This window comes from Kribbella sp. NPDC049227, from assembly GCF_043197265.1.
In the GTDB taxonomy this organism is placed as follows: Bacteria; Actinomycetota; Actinomycetes; order Propionibacteriales; family Kribbellaceae; genus Kribbella.
Window position 1 is genome coordinate 931,245 of the sequence record NZ_JBICST010000001.1, and the last position, 13,522, is coordinate 944,766.

Annotated in this window: 15 protein-coding genes and 1 tRNA gene; 9 read left to right on the forward strand and 7 right to left on the reverse strand. The window is 68.4% G+C overall.

Going from position 1 to position 13,522, the window contains the following annotated elements; genetic code table 11:
• The first annotated feature begins 65 nt into the window (after window positions 1-65).
• Together ACGFH6_RS04735 and ACGFH6_RS04740 are read left to right on the forward strand one after the other, a co-directional pair.
• Window positions 66-266: a helix-turn-helix transcriptional regulator gene (locus tag ACGFH6_RS04735; protein ID WP_393380490.1), complete on the forward strand. Its 201-nt coding sequence runs from the start codon at window positions 66-68 to the stop codon at window positions 264-266.
• A complete protein-coding gene (locus ACGFH6_RS04740) occupies window positions 263-1,696 on the forward strand; it encodes a tyrosine-type recombinase/integrase (protein ID WP_393380492.1) in 1,434 nt (477 codons plus the stop codon). The genes ACGFH6_RS04735 and ACGFH6_RS04740 overlap by 4 nt, the downstream gene beginning before the upstream one ends.
• A 112-nt stretch (window positions 1,697-1,808) precedes the next feature.
• Here the strand turns inward: ACGFH6_RS04740 and ACGFH6_RS04745 are convergent.
• Window positions 1,809-1,894: transfer RNA gene (locus ACGFH6_RS04745), tRNA-Tyr, on the reverse strand.
• A gap of 82 nt (window positions 1,895-1,976) precedes the next feature.
• On the opposite strand from ACGFH6_RS04745, the gene ACGFH6_RS04750 reads away from it, so the two are divergent.
• Together ACGFH6_RS04750 and ACGFH6_RS04755 are read left to right on the forward strand one after the other, a co-directional pair.
• Complete coding sequence (locus ACGFH6_RS04750) at window positions 1,977-2,468, forward strand: YajQ family cyclic di-GMP-binding protein (RefSeq protein WP_393380494.1); 492 nt, start codon at window positions 1,977-1,979, stop codon at window positions 2,466-2,468.
• Between the two features lie 131 nt (window positions 2,469-2,599).
• Window positions 2,600-3,535, forward strand: coding sequence for a phosphotransferase enzyme family protein (locus tag ACGFH6_RS04755; RefSeq protein WP_393380496.1), 936 nt, complete (start codon window positions 2,600-2,602; stop codon window positions 3,533-3,535).
• Here the strand turns inward: ACGFH6_RS04755 and ACGFH6_RS04760 are convergent.
• Together ACGFH6_RS04760 and ACGFH6_RS04765 are read right to left on the reverse strand one after the other, a co-directional pair.
• Entirely contained in the window at window positions 3,532-4,266 is a 735-nt protein-coding gene (locus tag ACGFH6_RS04760; RefSeq protein WP_393380497.1) for a hypothetical protein, read from the reverse strand. The two genes, ACGFH6_RS04755 and ACGFH6_RS04760, sit on opposite strands and share 4 nt — an antisense overlap.
• Before the next feature lie 67 nt (window positions 4,267-4,333).
• Window positions 4,334-5,569 (reverse strand): vanadium-dependent haloperoxidase, encoded by a 1,236-nt coding sequence (locus tag ACGFH6_RS04765; RefSeq protein WP_393380499.1) that lies wholly within the window; start codon window positions 5,567-5,569, stop codon window positions 4,334-4,336.
• 148 nt (window positions 5,570-5,717) lie between these two features.
• Here ACGFH6_RS04765 and ACGFH6_RS04770 point away from each other — a divergent pair, with 148 nt between their 5' ends.
• On the forward strand, window positions 5,718-6,470 hold the full coding sequence (locus ACGFH6_RS04770) for a response regulator transcription factor (protein ID WP_393380500.1): 753 nt from the start codon (window positions 5,718-5,720) through the stop codon (window positions 6,468-6,470).
• Here ACGFH6_RS04770 and ACGFH6_RS04775 read toward each other — a convergent pair.
• Window positions 6,467-7,240, reverse strand: coding sequence for a helix-turn-helix domain-containing protein (locus tag ACGFH6_RS04775; protein ID WP_393380502.1), 774 nt, complete (start codon window positions 7,238-7,240; stop codon window positions 6,467-6,469). The genes ACGFH6_RS04770 and ACGFH6_RS04775 overlap by 4 nt on opposite strands.
• 101 nt (window positions 7,241-7,341) lie before the next feature.
• Here ACGFH6_RS04775 and ACGFH6_RS04780 point away from each other — a divergent pair, with 101 nt between their 5' ends.
• Both ACGFH6_RS04780 and ACGFH6_RS04785 read left to right on the forward strand, forming a co-directional pair.
• The gene (locus tag ACGFH6_RS04780) at window positions 7,342-8,205 is read left to right on the forward strand and encodes a phytanoyl-CoA dioxygenase family protein (protein WP_393380504.1); all 864 of its coding nucleotides are present in this window, start codon (window positions 7,342-7,344) and stop codon (window positions 8,203-8,205) included.
• Window positions 8,202-8,516 (forward strand): hypothetical protein, encoded by a 315-nt coding sequence (locus ACGFH6_RS04785; protein WP_393380506.1) that lies wholly within the window; start codon window positions 8,202-8,204, stop codon window positions 8,514-8,516. Before ACGFH6_RS04780 ends, ACGFH6_RS04785 begins: the two co-directional genes overlap by 4 nt.
• Here ACGFH6_RS04785 and ACGFH6_RS04790 read toward each other — a convergent pair.
• Entirely contained in the window at window positions 8,506-10,020 is a 1,515-nt protein-coding gene (locus ACGFH6_RS04790) for an HD domain-containing phosphohydrolase (RefSeq protein WP_393380508.1), read from the reverse strand. The genes ACGFH6_RS04785 and ACGFH6_RS04790 overlap by 11 nt on opposite strands.
• A gap of 119 nt (window positions 10,021-10,139) precedes the next feature.
• On the opposite strand from ACGFH6_RS04790, the gene ACGFH6_RS04795 reads away from it, so the two are divergent.
• Together ACGFH6_RS04795 and ACGFH6_RS04800 are read left to right on the forward strand one after the other, a co-directional pair.
• Window positions 10,140-11,315 (forward strand): MFS transporter, encoded by a 1,176-nt coding sequence (locus tag ACGFH6_RS04795; protein WP_393380509.1) that lies wholly within the window; start codon window positions 10,140-10,142, stop codon window positions 11,313-11,315.
• 11 nt (window positions 11,316-11,326) lie between these two features.
• Window positions 11,327-11,923 carry a hypothetical protein gene (locus ACGFH6_RS04800; protein ID WP_393380511.1) on the forward strand — a complete coding sequence of 199 codons (597 nt, stop codon included), beginning with the start codon at window positions 11,327-11,329 and terminating at the stop codon, window positions 11,921-11,923.
• A 23-nt stretch (window positions 11,924-11,946) separates the two neighbouring features.
• Here ACGFH6_RS04800 and ACGFH6_RS04805 read toward each other — a convergent pair whose 3' ends face one another.
• Both ACGFH6_RS04805 and ACGFH6_RS04810 read right to left on the reverse strand, forming a co-directional pair.
• Window positions 11,947-12,963, reverse strand: coding sequence for a lactonase family protein (locus tag ACGFH6_RS04805; protein WP_393380512.1), 1,017 nt, complete (start codon window positions 12,961-12,963; stop codon window positions 11,947-11,949).
• 26 nt (window positions 12,964-12,989) lie between these two features.
• Window positions 12,990-13,517, reverse strand: coding sequence for a GNAT family N-acetyltransferase (locus tag ACGFH6_RS04810; protein ID WP_393380514.1), 528 nt, complete (start codon window positions 13,515-13,517; stop codon window positions 12,990-12,992).
• Window positions 13,518-13,522: the final 5 nt, after the last annotated feature.

Consider the following 13,522-nt stretch of genomic DNA (forward strand, 5'->3'; position numbering starts at 1 on the left):
CGCACGCGGTTTTGTCAGTTCTGTCAGTTCTGTCAGGCCAAACCAAGCCCGAAGGAGACACCTGCGTGAGCACGGCAACGCGAGCCCGGCACTCGCATTTGACCATCGCCGACTTGTGCGCCGAACTCGGCGTGGCTCGCTCGACCTTCTACGACTGGCGAGCAGCCAACAAGGCGCCTCGTTGCATCAAGCTCCCCAACGGGGAGATTCGCATCCGCCGGGCTGACTTCGAAGACTGGCTGATCACCTTGGAGGACGCCGCGTGACCAATCCCCGGATGGAACTCTCCTACGACGTTCGCCTCCACAAAACCGAGGTGGTCGTGGGGAAGCGCACGACCAGCTACAAAGTTCGTTGGTCGGTTGCCAAGCGCCCGTTCAAGCTCGCCCACCGCACCTCAAAACTGGCTGAATCCTTCCGCTCGAAACTCGTAACCGCTGCCCGCGAGGGCCTCCCGTTCGATACGAAGTCAGGGCTCCCAGCGCCGATGGCCAAAGCCCTCTACAGCCGATCCTGGTTCGATCACGCGTGCCAGTACGTCGACACGAAGTGGCCTCGGATCTCGCCTGGGCACCGGCGCGGGATTTCCGAGACTTTGACTCTGGCCACCTTGGCGCTCCTCGGCCGTGGAAATGGCCGGCCCAGTGAGGCGGAGATCCGGAAGGCGTTGCACACCTGGGCATTCAGCAAGGCGGCACGCGGAGGACTGCCCTACGACCAGGCAATCCCTCCTCAGGAGTACGAGGCGGCAATCGTCTGGCTGAAGCGAAACACCCTCGATCTATCCGAACTTGAGCAGAGCGAGATCCTTCGCGAAACGCTCGACAGGCTCGCGACTCGGCAAGATGGAAAGGCGGCAGCAGCGAAGACTGTCACGAGGCGACGAGCCACCTTGCACGCGGCGGTTCAGTACGCCGTCCAGCTCGGCCAACTGCCCGCGAATCCTCTCGACACGGTTCAGTGGGAATCCCCGCGCAGCACCGACCGGGTCGATCCGCGACTGCTTCCCAACCGGCGTACGGTCAAGCGGCTGCTCGCGGAGATCCGCGAGTTCTGTCCATGGCTGGAGGCCTACTACGCCTGCCTCTACTACGCGATGATGCGGCCAGCCGAGGCAAGACACCTCAATCTGGACAACCTGATAGACCTGCCCGAGGAAGGGTGGGGTGAGCTCCTGCTCGACGGGTCAACACAGCAGGCAGGCGAGCGGTGGACCGACGACGGCTCCGTGCGCCAAGAACGGTCGCTCAAGCATCGTCCAGATAACACCACCCGCCGAGTGCCGGCGGATCCGAATCTCGTCCGAGTGCTCAGGCGCCACGTCGAACTCTTCGGCGCTGGCCCGGACGGTCACCTGTTCGTCACTCGCACCGGGCGCTTCGGCCGCCCCGTGCCCGCGGCCTATTGCAAGCCGGTTCATCCCAACACGGTGACCCGGGTGTGGGCGAAGGCTCGTCAAAGAGTCCTGACCGCTGACCAGATCGCCAGGAAGCTCGCGGCACGGCCGTACGACCTCCGGCACGCAGGCATTACGTTCCAGCTCAACGGCGGGGTCACCGCTACGCAGGTGTCCGAGTGGGCAGGAAACTCCGCCAAGGTCGTCATGGAGGTCTACGCGGGCTGCATCGACGGCCAAGCCCAGACGGCGCTGAGGGTGCTGATGGCGGCGACGACGCTGGAGGAGGCTGCGGGCTAGGGCAGGAATAGGGCAAGGACAGCCGTAGCTCGCCGGATCTGGCCGGACACCACCGGACACAGCAAGAGAGCCTCTGGTCTGCGTTTCCGCAGGTCAGAGGCTCTTTTGGCGCTGGTGGCGGGTGCAGGGTTCGAACCTGCGTAGGCATACGCCGACAGATTTACAGTCTGCTCCCTTTGGCCGCTCGGGCAACCCGCCAGGGTGGTGCTGGTTCGTGAACCGGCGTGGGAGACGATACAACAGACAGTGCCCCTGACAGCAAATCGGAAAGGATGTGCCCATGGCTTCGGAGTCCTCCTTCGACATCGTGAACAAGGTCGACCGTCAGGAGGTGGACAACGCCGTGAACCAGGCGGCGAAGGAGATCAGCCAGCGGTTCGACTTCAAGAACGTGGACGCCGGGATCAAGTGGTCCGGGGAGTCCATCGACCTGCAGGCGAACACCGAGGAGCGGGTGAACGCCGTACTGGACGTGTTCAAGGACAAGCTGGTCAAGCGGCAGATCTCGCTCAAGGGACTGGAGACCGACGAGCCGAAGCTGTCGGGGAAGATCTACAAGATCAACGCCTCGATCAGCGCCGGCATCACCCAGGAGAACGCGAAGAAGCTGTCCAAGCTGATCCGCGACGAGGGCCCCAAGGGCGTCAAGGCGCAGATCCAGGGCGAGGAACTGCGGGTCTCCAGCAAGAGCCGCGACGACCTGCAGTCGGTCCAGGCACTGATCAAGGGCCAGGACCTCGACTTCGCCGTCCAGTTCGTCAACTACCGCTGAGATCTGCCCACCCGCCTCGCCCTGAGTGGTGGCGCACCCGTCGTGCGCGTAACCGAGTGCGGCGCCGGCCTGACGGTTGTGAGCGGTAATCGAGTCGCTTTGGTGGGCGGTTGGCGGGCATGCTGGCGGGCGTGGGAGACACGTTGATGCGGCGGTGGCTGGCCGAGGACTTCGGGCTGGATGTGGTGGAACTCTCACCGGTGGCCCACGGGGCGGACATTGCCGCGCAGGTGTGGAAGGCGAGTACGGCGACCAACACGTACGCCGTCAAGTGGAGTGGCGCCGGCACGAACACCGGCCACCAGGTGGCGGCGTTCCTGGCGGACAGCGGGCTGCCGGGTATCCCGGAGATGATCCGTACGACGGACAGCGGCCTGTGGAGCGTCCACGCGAAGAAGCGGCTCACGATCACCCCGTGGATCAACGGCGTACGCGCGGCCGAGACCGGGCTGACGAACGAGCAGTGGACGGAGTACGGCGTACTCCTGCGGCGGGTCCATGACGCGGAGCCGCCGCCCAGGCTGCGGGATGCGCTGCCCAAGCACAGTCACATCGACGCCCGGATCCCGGCGATCGCCGAGAAGCTGCAGACCCGGCTCGCCACGCAGACGCCGGAGAACGAGATCGAGGAGGAGCTGGGGGCGGTCTGGAAGGAGCACGAGGACACGATCACGCACCTGCTGACCGCGCGGCCCCCGGAGCCGGCCGGTCCCCGGGTGATCTGCCACGGCGACCCGCATCTCGGCAACGTTCTCGTCGACGACCAGCTGCACCTGATCGACTGGGACGATGTGATCCTCGCCCCGCGCGAGCAGGACCTGATGTTCATGCTCGGCGGGATGGGCGACGTCGGCCCGACCCGCCCGGAACACCTCGACGCGCTCCTCACCGGCTACGGCCCGCACACCATCGACGACGACGCCGTCCGCTACTACCGCCACGTCCGAGCGTTCGAAGACGTCTTCAGCTGGGCCGACCAAGCCATCACCGGCCCCGACAACGCCTACGCCCTCCAGGTGACCAAAGGCATCCTCACCGAAGGCCTCGCCGCTCTCGCGATGAGCTAGGCGTGGCGCATCCAGACATTGGGTTCCGTGTAGATGCCTTGATTGGTTGCGTGGTCGATTTCCAGCACGGTGAGGCCGGCGGGGATGACGTAGGTGCCGGAGGAAGGGAAGGGCATGCTGGTCCACTTCTCCCAGTCCGCCACGGTGCCGGTCATGGTTTGGGAAGCGGTCGCCGGCGCCAGCAACTCCGCGCCCAGGCGGACGTGGGTGCGGATCCAGGGGTCGAGGGGGAGACCGTCTTCGCGGGTCCAGGTCATGAAGGTTTCGATGGGGGTCAGTGGATAGCTCGACTTCAACGTCGGGCGGACCGGGGCGATGACCTGACGAAGGCCGCCGGCGACCGCGCGGTCGCGGACGGAGGTGATGACCCGGCCGGCGTGGCCGCGCCCCTGTTCGTCGGAGCGTACGGCGGCCGCCATCAGCACGAAGGTGTTCGGTACGACGCCCTCCTCGTACCCGAGAACCGAACGCACCAGGGAATCCGTGAACCCACCGGGAAGATCCTCGACGGTCCCGTCCCACGCGAGCGGCACACCCCAGCACCCCGCGATGAGCCGCTCGTCGTCGGACACGAGATAGAACTCCCACTCCGGGAAGTACTCCTGCCGCCGATCGGTGTACTTCCGCACCTCGACGTCGTGGAAGATGAACTCCGGCCACTCCTCCGCGAAGCGCTCACCGGCCTCCTCGTCGTACTGCGGTGCCTGCTGGACCGGAATCAGCTCATACATGGTCGGCACGCTAGCCCGCCGGGAGGGCACCGGCCACCGCATTAGCGCCGGTGGCGATGCCACCGCACTAATGCCGGGCAGCGATCCACCTGGCGACCTGGGTGCCCAGGGCGTCGCCGTCGTTCATGGAGTGGCGGAAATGCAGGCCGGAGAGGATGCGGGCCTCGCGGACGTCGCTGCGTACGGCGGACAGGTCCGGGTACGTCCGAGTGGTGTTGGTGACCAGGCTGCTCATCACCAAGCGCACCTTGCCGGTGTGGAAGAACGCCTGCAGCGCGCGGGTCACGCCAGCGGTGAAGCACGCATGACCGGACGGGTACTCCGGGTGGTTGACGTTCAGCAGGGACTGCCAGGTCGGGTCAGCCTGCGTACGTGGGTTGCCGTCCGTGGTGGCGCGCTGAATGGCGTGCACCGGCCGCCAGGCCACGTAGTGGAACTTGGCGTCCCAGCACGCGATGACCGAGTCACCGGCAGACACGTGCGCCAGCGCGAGCATCTGCGCCGCAGCGGACAGGGAAAGATGCCGATCGGCTGCCAGTTGCAGCAGCGTTCGGCTCCACTGCTGAGCGGTCTGCTCGGACCAGAACATCGCCGTCTCGGTCTGCTTGGCGGTGCGCGTCGTACTGTCCTTACGGCCGAGTGAGGCCACCTCGGCGACGTCACGCGTGTAGCGCTTGCTGGTCAACGGGTCAGGACCGTCAGGCCGGAACTGCGACCGGTAGCGCAGAGCCAGCGGCCGGACCTGCGTGAGGACGATGTCCACGGGAGGCGTCGGAGCGGTCGGCTCCCACACTCCCGGCCCTGGCGGGCGCTGCTGGTAGGGCACTGTGTTGGCGAGCCCGTCTCCTGCACGCCACGCGAGTACGGCGGCCGCCACCGACCGGCCCAGCGTGATCCCGCGAGCCTTCGCTCGCCCGTTCGGCACACCAGCCAGGTAGTCGGCGTACGTGCCGTCCAGCCCCGGCGCGGGTACCCGAGCCCGGAGTACGTCGTATGTCGCGGTGGCGACGGCGGCCGCGGCAGATGCCTTCCGATCGGGTCGTACGGCGAACCGGAACGGCCGGCCCTGACCCAGTCCGGCCACGGTGTCCGCGATCGCGATGTGCACGATCCCCAGCAGCACCTCGGAACTCGCCGGTGGGCGCCCGGCCACGATCGTCTGGGTGGCGATCCGGCTCCAGTCGAGCACCGGCGCGGCGCTCGTCGAAGCAGACGCCACCGATGGCACCGGCGACAACCCCGCGCCGGTGAGCGCCAGTACCCCGACGATCAGCAGCGTGGCCGGACGAGACAGCGACCTCATGACGTTCCCCCTCGAACAACGGAACGGCACGACGCCGCCCCCACCACAGCCACCCTCCTCGGGCTGGACCGCCCGCAGCCATACGACGTTCGACGTATTCGCAAACCGCCGGACCGGGCCTAGCCTGACGGGAGGGGAGGGGTACGTCATGGGGAGCCAGCTGACCGTCACCGAACGAGACCTACGCCAACTGCTGGATGTCGTCGAACGAGGTCGGGAGGCCGACCCCGAGGAGTACTTCCCGCGCGGCCTGCTGCGCGCACTGGCCGACCTGATCCCCGCCGAGGACATCACGTACCAGCGCAGCCGACCGCTGGAACGCGAGATCGTCGGGCTCGAGGAGGTGACCGGCGACGCCGTCGAGCTCGACGGCGACTGGGAGGATCTGTTCTGGCGGTCGTACTGGGAGGGCGAGGCCTGCAGCCGGCCGCAGCGCACCGGCGACTACGACACTGTCTGGAAGGTGTCGGACTACCTGCCCGGGCGCAAGCTGGCGAACTCGATCGTCGGCGAGTGGTTCCGCCTCTGCGGCATCCGCCACGAGATGACCGTCCCGTTGCCCGTCCGCGGTGCGGAAGACCGTCGCCTGCTGCTGTTCCGCGCCTCCGGACGCGACTTCACCGAACGCGAACGGCTGCTGCTCACGATGCTCCGGCCGCACATCGTCGAGATCGACCGGGCCCACGAACGCCGCCGGGCCGGCGTACCGGACCTGACCAGCCGTCAGCTGCAGCTGCTCCGCCTGGTCGCCGACGGGCACAGCAACACCCAGATCGCGCACCGGCTATTTGTTGCTGAGGGCACCGTTCGCAAGCACCTGGAGAACATCTACGAACGGCTCGGAGTGACCAGCCGAACGGCGGCGGTCGCGACCGCCTTTCCCGTCACCCACTCGGCCTAGCCGGTCGGCCCCGCCGTACGCACGGCGCGCGGCGAGCTGCCGAGTTCGCGGCGGCAGGTCTTGTTGAAGGCCTGCAGGTCGGGGATGCCGACCGAGGCGGCGACGGCCGGGATCGACAGGGTCGAGGAGACCAGGAGATGACGGGCGCGGCCCATCCGACGACGGCGGATGTAACCGATGACGGTCTGCCCGGTCTCGGCTTGGAACAGGCGGGTCAGGTGGTTGTGCGAGACGCCGGCGAGGCGGGCCAGGGTGGGGACGGTGAGCGGCTGGGCGAGGTTGGCCTCGATGTACGCGATGGCGGTGGCGACCGCCGGGTGGCGAGCGTCGCCCTCGGTGGTCGCGGCGGTCAGGTCGACGATGCGCCACAGTGCGGTCCACACCTCGGCCGTCGTACGCGACGATCCTGACGGCGACGCCTCGACGGCCCAGCGCAGCAGGTCCGACAGCATCGGCGCGGCCGCGCCCGCGTCCTGTACGACGGGGAGGTACGACGGCTCGCCCGCCACGACCGGCCGGAAGTGGGCATACAGGTGCTCGGAGCGTCCCCGGTAGTCGAACTGCACCTGCGACCCGGCCGGTGTCAGTGACACGTATCCGGGCGCCACGGAGTACGTCGTCCCCGCGAGGGTGAGATCGGCGGAGTACGAGTACAGATGCAGCTGCCACAGGTCCGGCAGCCGGAACACATCCCGCAGGCTGCGCACTCCGTGGATGCCCACCCCGACGTTCACCACCTCCGGCGGCTCCTCCAGATGCAGCTCGATCATGGTGAGAAATTACCACCAGTGGTGAACACAGCCAACGCGTTGCAACGTGGAAGGAATCTAACCTGGTGGAGTAGTTACCACTACCCCCGAGAGGGAGTCCCATGCCCCACCCGCATCAGAAGAACCTGCTCACCTCGGTTCAGATGGCGCATTTCGTGGCCACCGGGTCGTTCCGGATGGACGCCGTGGTCCCCGACGAGATGAACCAGCAGGCGCTCGAGGTCCTGAAGGCCGGCATCCCCGGCGTCCCGTACGGCACCCCGCTGTCGGAGGCGTTCGCGGACAGCGAGTTCGTCCAGCGGCTGGTGCAGCTGCCGGAGGTCGCCGGTGCGATCCACAGCCTGGTCGGGCCGGAGCCGACCGTCGACCACCACGCCGTGCACATCCGCAAGGCGAACGAGGGCGAGGCGCAGAACCTGCACGGTGACGCGATCATCGACGTCCGCCCGGACGCGTTCGACGTACAGCTGATGTACTACCCGCAGGACGTGACGCTCGAGATGGGCGGCACGCTCAGCGTGCCCGGCAGCCACCTGCGCCGGACCAACGAGTCCGACACCGGCCGCTACCAGAACCTGCTCGGCCAGACCCGGCTGGTGTGCCCGGCCGGCACCGTGCAGTTCCTGCACCACGGCATCTGGCACGGCGGCCGCAAGAACGACAGCGCCATCGACCGCTACATGTTCAAGATCCGGTTCAACCCGACCGTCCGCCAGGTGCGGCTCTGGAACGTCGAGGACCTGTACGACCCGGAGGTCGCGCGCGAGCTGGACCAATCGTTCCCCTGGTACGAGAACGCCACCGGCCGGCTGGAGAAGTACAACCGGATCAAACTGTGGCAGGCGATCACCGGCGACGACACCTTCGACCCGGAGTTCTGGGTCACCCGGGTGTCGAACCGCCCGCAACGGGTGGTCGCCCAGCGCAGCATGAACCCGCACGCCACGAAGAAGGAGATGGCATGACCGCCCCCGCCACCAGCGCCGCCCCCGCCGAGACCGGTCAGACCGTCCGGCAGCAGGTCCTGGTCCTCTACCTGGCGTCCTCCGCGCTGGACGCCCGCGTGGTCGGCTGGTCGACGTACGACGGGACCGGAGCGACCCACCCGACCACGGGTGACAGCGACGTCCCGCCGTACGCGAGTGGTCTGGACGCCCTGAAGGACGGCTGGCGCCTCTTCCAGGCCGCCCAGCTCCTGCCGCCGTTCCCAGGACACGAGTACGACGTCTCGTTCCTCAAGCACGAGTTCTTCTTCGAGAAGCTCGTCACGGTGTGAACAGGCCGTGCTGCATCGCGAACAGCGCGGCACCGGCTCGGGTGGACACGCCGAGCTTGCCGTAGATGTGCTGGACGTGATGCTCAGCGGTACGGCGTGACACCACCAGCTCGCGCGCGATCTCCGCGTTGGACGAGCCACGTGCGAGCAGACGCAGTACGTCGACCTCCCGCTCGGTGAGGCCGGCCGGACGGCTCATGCGGCCGGGCACCTGGTGCCCGGCCGCTCCGAGCACAGCCTTCACGCAGTCGGCATCCAGCCTGCCGGCCGCGGCCTCAGCCAGGACGATCTCCGCAGCTCTGTCCGGTGGGTGCGCGGCCCGGTGTGGCCGGTCCTGAGTCAATGCCTGATAGCAGTCGGCCGCAGCGAGGATCCGCGCCGCTGTCGACAACTCGCCACCCTTGACCTGGCGTGGATAGCCGGTGCCATCGATCCTCTCGTGGTGGAGTGCGGCCAGTGCGGCGACCGGTTCGAGTACTGCGGACCGCGCGAGGATCCGCTCGGACCGGTACGGGTGCAGGCGCACCTGCTCCCAGTCGGCGCGGCGCAACTCACCGGGCCGCTCCCAGACACTCGTCGCTACGGCGACCCGCCCGAGGTCGTGCAGGAGCGCTGCCCGTCGCAGGGTTGCCCGGTCGGCGTCGTCCAGATGCAGCAGCCGCGCAGCCTCGTCGGCCAATGTCGCCACTCCGGTCGAGTGACCGAACAGGTACGGCGACTTGAGGTCGACGAAGTAGGCGAAGGTCCGGGCAACGTCGTCGAGCCGGTCCGGCCGGATGAGTGACCACGGGCGTGGTTCGTTGTCCAGAGTCTCTTGCCACACGTCGATCTCGGCGAAGTCGGCCAGCAGGGAGTCGTCGTACGCGGCAACCACCTCCGGGTCGAGCCAAGTGCCTTGGCGTCGCGTAAGCGTTGCCTGAACCGGCTCCCCCAGACTGTGGAAGATGACGGCCTGGGTCGCCACCTCCGCGATCCGGGTGGCGATGTGGATCTCGGTGGCGGCCAGTCCCTTCGGCGTACCGGTACCGTCCCAGCGCTCCAGGTTCTGGTAGAGCGCTTCTGCCACGGACGGGCCGAGGCCCAAGCGGTCGGCGAGCATGCTGCCGACCTCGCAGATCGCCCGGAAGATGTCGTCCTCCCCGGCGGCGAGGGTGCGGGTGAGGTACTGGAGGCGGCGGATGCCCGCGCCCCGGCCGATCTGCCGAAGGACTGTGAGCGACTCGCGGCGGTTGGCGACGTCGGTGCGCTCGGCAAGCGGACGGAGTTCGCCGGACCGCGGGCCCATCCGGTGCGCCTCCTCGTGCGTCGTGGCAGTGCATCCGAGGTGGCGGAGCAGTGTCGCGTAGTAGACCGTGCGCTGGTCGGAGACGCCGAGTCTGTCCGCCAGCCGGGTGGCGACCAGGCAGCTACGGATCGACTTCTCCGGGACCTGCGCCATCGCGAGATCGAGGGTGACCGACAGCGCACAGAGGAGCTCGGCGAGTCGCAGGTCGTCCTCCGCCATGGCGCACCTCCCCCGGTCCCCTCGAAGCACGCCCGCTCGTTCCGCCCGGAAATGGGCAGAACTACCGATGCTCCGCTGGAGCCCGCATGGCCATTGTGGGCCTGACCAGAGGAGATGCCATGAGTACAGCGACTTCCGCCGTCCCTCGACTCGTCACCCCGCAGTTCGTCGTCCTCGGTGCGGCCGGGCTGGCCTACTTCCTCGCCGACGGGATCCTCGTGCCGGCCGTGCCCCGGTACGTGGCCGGCGAACTTACCGGCGGTAACATCGCGGTCGGCCTGGTCGTCGCGGCGTTCAGCCTGTCCGCCCTGGTACTGCGTCCGTGGGCCGGACGACTGGTGGATCGGCGCGGCCGGTCGATCGCGATGGTCGGCGGCGGCATCATCTTCGCCGGCTCGGTCGCCGCGTACGGCGTGACCGACTCCATCGGCGCACTCGCGGCGCTCCGGCTGCTCACCGGCGTCGGCGACGCGTTCTTCTTCGTCGGCGCCGTCACCGCGATGAGTGACCTGGCCCCACCCGAACGCCGCGGCGAGGCGATCAGCCTGTTCTCCCTCTCGCTGTACGCCGGGCTCGCGGTCGGCCCGCCGATCGGTGAAGTGCTCATCAGCACGGCGGGCTTCACCACGGTCTGGGTGGTCGCGGCAGGCTCGGCCGGCATCGGCGTACTGCTCGCCCTGCGCGTCGGCGACACCCGCGCGCCGACGACCGATGGAGCAAGCGCCGAGGCTGTCCGGCTCATCCCGCGGGCGGCCGTCGTGCCTGCGCTCCTGCTGCTCGCGTTGGTGTGGGGCATGGCGGGTTTCCTCGCCTTCGTGCCGCTGTACGCGCTCGACCTCGGTCTGCCGAACGCCGGGTTCCTGCTCGGAGGTTTCGCTGGGATCGTCGTACTGATCCGGAGCGTCGGGGCCCGCATCCCCGACCGGTTGGGCGCCGGCCGGAGCGTCCGGATCTCGTTGCTCTGCGCCACGATCGGACTGCTGGTCATGGGCGGTTGGCGAACGGTGCCCGGGCTGGTCAGTGGCACGGTGCTGCTGGGCGTCGGTGTTGCGCTCGGCACGCCCGCGATCATGATGCTCGCGCTGCAGCGAGCACCGGCGACCGAACACGGCGCGGTGATGGGAACCGTCAGCATGAGCATCGACCTGGCCGCCGGGCTCGGTCCGGCCAGCTTCGGGCTGGTCGCTGCCGCTTCCGGGCGCGGCACCGGGTTCCTCGCCGCGGCGCTTCTCGCCGGCGCGGGACTTGCGCTGTCCTTGTCCTTGGCCACCGTGATTGCGCCCCGCAAGCCGTAGCATCGCCTGTCATGGCGCAGCAGACTCCCTACCCGGGGCCGCAGTACGGCGTACCACCGAAGCGGAGCCGGGGGCCGGTGGTGCTGGTCATCGTTCTCGGTCTGGTGCTGGTCGCGGTGCTGGCGACTGGGACGGTGCTGATCCTGCGTGGACGCGACGACAAGCCGACAGCGGCCGCCGGGAGCAAGCCGGCCGCGGCGGATTCGGTGCAGTTCCGTCGGGTGCTGGCGGCCGAGCCGAATGCTTGCAACGGAAGTTCACCGGCTGCCGGGGAGCTGCGGTGCGGAACGGATGGCACCCGGTACAAGCTCGGCGCGGTCGAGCTCGACGGCAGCCACGTGTCCGAGGTGAAGGCAGCGCAGTCGTCCAACGATCCGACCTGGGTGGTCAACCTGAGCCTGGATCAGACGGGCACGAAGTCGTTCGGTGAGCTCACGACGGAGCTGACCGCGAAGCAGCCGCCGCTCAACCAGCTCGCGATCGTCGTCGGCGACCGGGTGGTGAGCGCGCCCAGCGTGAGCGCGCCCATCATCGCGGGCCAGGTTCAGATCTACGGCAACTTCTCCCAGAAGGACGCCGAGAAGCTCGCCGCCGACATCACCGGCTGAGCCAGCGGCCGGACCGCAGTGGGTCAGACCGGGAGGATGCAGACCGGCTTCGGCCAGGTGATTCCGGTCCCGTCGGCGGTCAGCCTGCCTTCGCCGTCGATGGCGAACGTCGCGATCGTGTCCGAGCGCTCGTTCGCGGCGTACAACCGGCTCCCGTCGTTGCTGAAGGCAAGGTGTCGCGGCCAGTCCCCGCCGGAGCCGATCGTCTGCACCAGCTCGACCGACAGCCCGTCTCCGGCGATCGCGAACACCGCGATGGTGTTGTCGCCGCGGTTCGAGCCGTACAGGAAGCGCCCGTCGGCGGAGATCAGCAGCTCGGCCGGGAAGTTCTCGCCCGGCGAGTCCGCCGGTCGCGTCGACGCGGTCTGCACAACCTGAAGCTTGCCGTCGGCGTAGCTGCAGACGGTCAGCGTCGAGTCGAGCTCGTTGATCACGTACGCCGCTCCGGCGCGCGGATGGAACACCAGATGCCGCGGACCGGCGCCCGGGTGGATGCGCAGCCGGTCGACCTCCTCCAACTGCCCATCCGCGGTCAGCGTGGACGTGTAGACGGTGTCCGAGCCGAGGTCGACGTCGAACGTGTACGTCCCGGACGGGTCGAACACCACCTGATGGGCGTGCGGGCCCTCCTGGCGCTCCTGGTTCGGTCCGCTGCCCTCACGCTGGAGGAACTGCGTCGCCGTACCGAGCGAGCCGTTGGCACCGATCGGGTGGATCGCGACCGACCCCGAGGTGTAGTTGGCGGTCAACAGGTAGCGACCGGACGGGTCGATCTCCAGGTGGCAGGGGTGCATGCCCTCGGTCGGCTGGTCGTTGAGCAACTCGAGACCACCGTCGGGCTGGATCGCGAACGCGCTGACCTTGCCCTCCGTGCCTTCACTGGTCGCGTAGAGGAACCGGCCGTCGGCGGACCTGACCAGGAAGGACGGATCCACGGTCGCCACCGCGAGCGTGATCGCCTCCAGCGGCCCGAACCCGATGCCGTCCCCACCGCCCGGCTGATTGGTGTAGCTCCCGACATAGATCCGCTCAGAAGTCATGGCCCTACCCTGCCAGGTCCCGGTGCCTACGGCACCGCCCTGTCCAATCCGTAGAGCGCCGACCCCCAGCCCAGATCGGGGACGAGGAGCTGCCATCCCATCCGTCGGTACAGCCTCGGCGCCGGGCGATCGTCGACGTACGTCGAGAGGAGGGCCTTGCGATGCGGGAGATCGGTCATCAGCGCGTCCATCAACGCGGTCCCGAGTCCCTGGCGCTGCGCCTCGACCGCGACAGCGAGCTCCACGACCTCGAAGTGACCGCCGATCCACTCCTCGGCCAGCTCCGCCGGCACCGCGGCCGCGACCCGGTCCGGCCACCACTGCCCGCGCTGCCCGGTGAACCCGTACGCGAACCCGACGATCCTGCCGTCCGAGCGGGCGGCAACGAGTTTGAAATCGTCCCGTTCGGCGTGCACCGGTAGCTGCTCGGTGGCGAACCGCTCGGCGTCGGCCGGGTCCTCGTCGTACCCCGGGGCGCCGAAGGCGGAACCGAAAACCTCGGCCAGCTCCGGGGCTGCCTGAACGGCTTCGGCCGGGGCGAGTACTTCGATCACGTGGC

Bases quoted from the DNA above. Each gene is read 5' to 3' on its own strand.
- ACGFH6_RS04750 (WP_393380494.1), top strand. From the start codon at position 1,977: ATGGCTTCGGAGTCCTCCTTCGACATCGTGAACAAGGTCGACCGTCAG.
- ACGFH6_RS04760 (WP_393380497.1), bottom strand. From the start codon at position 4,266: ATGTATGAGCTGATTCCGGTCCAGCAGGCACCGCAGTACGACGAGGAG.
- ACGFH6_RS04765 (WP_393380499.1), bottom strand. From the start codon at position 5,569: ATGAGGTCGCTGTCTCGTCCGGCCACGCTGCTGATCGTCGGGGTACTG.
- ACGFH6_RS04770 (WP_393380500.1), top strand. From the start codon at position 5,718: ATGGGGAGCCAGCTGACCGTCACCGAACGAGACCTACGCCAACTGCTG.
- ACGFH6_RS04775 (WP_393380502.1), bottom strand. From the start codon at position 7,240: ATGATCGAGCTGCATCTGGAGGAGCCGCCGGAGGTGGTGAACGTCGGG.
- ACGFH6_RS04780 (WP_393380504.1), top strand. From the start codon at position 7,342: ATGCCCCACCCGCATCAGAAGAACCTGCTCACCTCGGTTCAGATGGCG.
- ACGFH6_RS04785 (WP_393380506.1), top strand. From the start codon at position 8,202: ATGACCGCCCCCGCCACCAGCGCCGCCCCCGCCGAGACCGGTCAGACC.
- ACGFH6_RS04790 (WP_393380508.1), bottom strand. From the start codon at position 10,020: ATGGCGGAGGACGACCTGCGACTCGCCGAGCTCCTCTGTGCGCTGTCG.
- ACGFH6_RS04795 (WP_393380509.1), top strand. From the start codon at position 10,140: ATGAGTACAGCGACTTCCGCCGTCCCTCGACTCGTCACCCCGCAGTTC.
- ACGFH6_RS04800 (WP_393380511.1), top strand. From the start codon at position 11,327: ATGGCGCAGCAGACTCCCTACCCGGGGCCGCAGTACGGCGTACCACCG.
- ACGFH6_RS04805 (WP_393380512.1), bottom strand. From the start codon at position 12,963: ATGACTTCTGAGCGGATCTATGTCGGGAGCTACACCAATCAGCCGGGC.